Genomic DNA, 1943 nt, shown 5'->3' on the forward strand with positions numbered 1-1943 from the left:
GCACATCTGGTCGCCCACGGCCTTCTTGAGCGCCTCGCCGGCGCGGCGCAGCAGCGCGTCGCCGTCGCCGTGGCCGAGCTGGTCGTTGACCTGCTTGAGGCCGTTGAGGTCCACCGCGATCACGCTGACCGGCCACGGTCCCTTGCGGCCCAGGCGCGCGAGCTCGTCCTCGTAGTAGGCGCGGTTGTAGAGCTTGGTCAGCACGTCGTGCTTGCCGAGGAATTCCACGTAGGCTTCGGCCTTCTTGCGCGCGGTGATGTCGGTCAGCGAGACCAGCACCTGGTCCCAGTCCGACTCGTGGCCCGGAAAGACCGACCATTGCATGAACACGTCCACCGCCCGGCCGTCGAGCGCGTAGTTGACGACCTCGCGCTGCTGCCACAGCTTCTCGTTCCACAGGTCGACCAGTTGCTCGGCGAACTGGAAGCGCATGTTGTCGCGGAACACGTCGCCCAGGCGCGACAGCAGCTCGGCCTTGGAGGTGGCGTTGAACATCAGCAGCGTCTGCTGGTTGACGTCGAGCACGCGGATTTCCTGCATGCAGCGCGAGATGAAGTCCGGATGCACGTTGAGGAAGGTGCGGAAATCCGTGATGCCCGCGCCGCGCACTTCGTCCAGCAGCAGCTTGACCGCGCTGAAGTCCTCCACCCACAGCGACACCGGCGAATGCTCGAACAGGCCCAGCGCGTACTGCTCGCTGCGGCGCAGTTCGCGCTCGGTGGCGGTGCGCACCGTGATGTCCTCGATCGACAGCAGCACGCGGTCCCAGGTGTCCTCGTGGCCCGGCATGACGGTCGCCTCGAGGCGGATGTCCAGGCGCTTGCCCTCGAGCGTGTAGTTGACGGTCTGGCTGGAGAAATGCGTGCTGCCGTCCCACAGCTGGCCCAGCTCCTCGACGTGCTGGTCGAACATGTCGTCGCGGAACACGGTGTCGAGATTGCTGACCAGGTCGGCGAGGTCGGAGGCGCGGAACAGGTCCAGCGTGCGCTTGTTGACGTCCAGCACGCGGATCAGCGCGGAGCAGTGCGCCACGTCCTGCGGATGCCGGCGCAGGTGGCTGCGCAGGTCGGTGACGCCGCGCGCCCGCAGCACCTGGAAATGCTCGCGCACCGCGCTGAAGTCTTCAAGCCACAGCGAAACCGGCGCGAGCTGGAACAAAGTCTGGTATTCGGCGTCGATGCGCGCCGCGTCGGTGATGGCCGTCAATGTGTTCTCTCCCTTTCCCGTTGGCGCGCCGGGCCGGCCGGCCCGGGCGTCCCGCTCTCCGGCGGGGCGCCGCCATGCGCGCAACGGCGATAGCATAGGGCAGCGCGGCGGAAAATGGGGAGATGTGTGGCGTAAAAACCGACGCGCGCGCGGCACCCCCTCCCGCGGAGGGGCAGGTTCAGGCCTGCGGCGAGAGTTCGGCGATGCGCGCCGGCGCGGTGCGGCGCGGCGCTTTTTCCTGCTCGGCGATCAGTTGCAGCGTGGCGGCCTGCAGCAGCGAGCCGGCGGTCAGATGGGAAGCCAGCGCGCGCAACTCGTCGAGCTTGTCGCGCATCGGGGGCTGGAGGGCGAGGGCGGTCATGTCGCGGGTGCCTGGCTCGGAAACAGCAGGCATGGTAGCGGCGCCCGGGGTCGCCGCGCTTTGCGCTGCGTCATGCGGCGTGTTCGTGGCTTCTCCTTCGTCCCGCGCGCCCGGGCCGGGGCGGGCGTGGCCGGCCTCGGCGCGCGCCGGCTGGCGATGGGCCTGGCCGGCGCGGCGCAAGGCGCACGGGCGCGGCGCGGCGGCGTCCTTGCACGCGGCGAGAGGGAGGAATGGGAGCTGCATCGGTTTCTCCTGGTGAGCGGCCTGCCGCCTTCGACAAGCCTTGCCAGCATGCCGCGCGCCGCCCGGCCTGCCCAGCGCGCTGCGATGAACGGCCGGATCGGCGGTGCGAAAAGCACGGCGCGGTGCCTGAGCC

Annotated in this window: 3 protein-coding genes; 1 reads left to right on the plus strand and 2 read right to left on the minus strand. The window is 69.6% G+C overall.

Translation table 11 applies throughout. The features are described from left to right. Both K206_RS0124550 and K206_RS0124555 read right to left on the minus strand, forming a co-directional pair. Positions 1-1206: diguanylate cyclase domain-containing protein (locus tag K206_RS0124550; protein ID WP_020205038.1), on the minus strand; the 1206-nt coding region annotated here is incomplete at its 3' end. A gap of 178 nt (positions 1207-1384) precedes the next feature. Beyond that, on the minus strand, positions 1385-1567 hold the full coding sequence (locus tag K206_RS0124555) for a hypothetical protein (protein WP_020205039.1): 183 nt from the start codon (positions 1565-1567) through the stop codon (positions 1385-1387). 72 nt (positions 1568-1639) lie between these two features. Here K206_RS0124555 and K206_RS44360 point away from each other — a divergent pair. Further along, positions 1640-1943, plus strand: a 304-nt coding sequence (locus K206_RS44360; RefSeq protein WP_231401665.1) for a hypothetical protein, incomplete at its 3' end; no start/stop codon positions are given.

It is taken from the genome of Cupriavidus sp. WS (assembly GCF_000395345.1).
Classification (GTDB): Bacteria; Pseudomonadota; Gammaproteobacteria; order Burkholderiales; family Burkholderiaceae; genus Cupriavidus; species Cupriavidus basilensis_B.

What these genes read in the sequence shown, in the direction of transcription:
- K206_RS0124555 (WP_020205039.1), bottom strand. Translation starts at nt 1,567, where the DNA reads ATGACCGCCCTCGCCCTCCAGCCCCCGATGCGCGACAAGCTCGACGAG.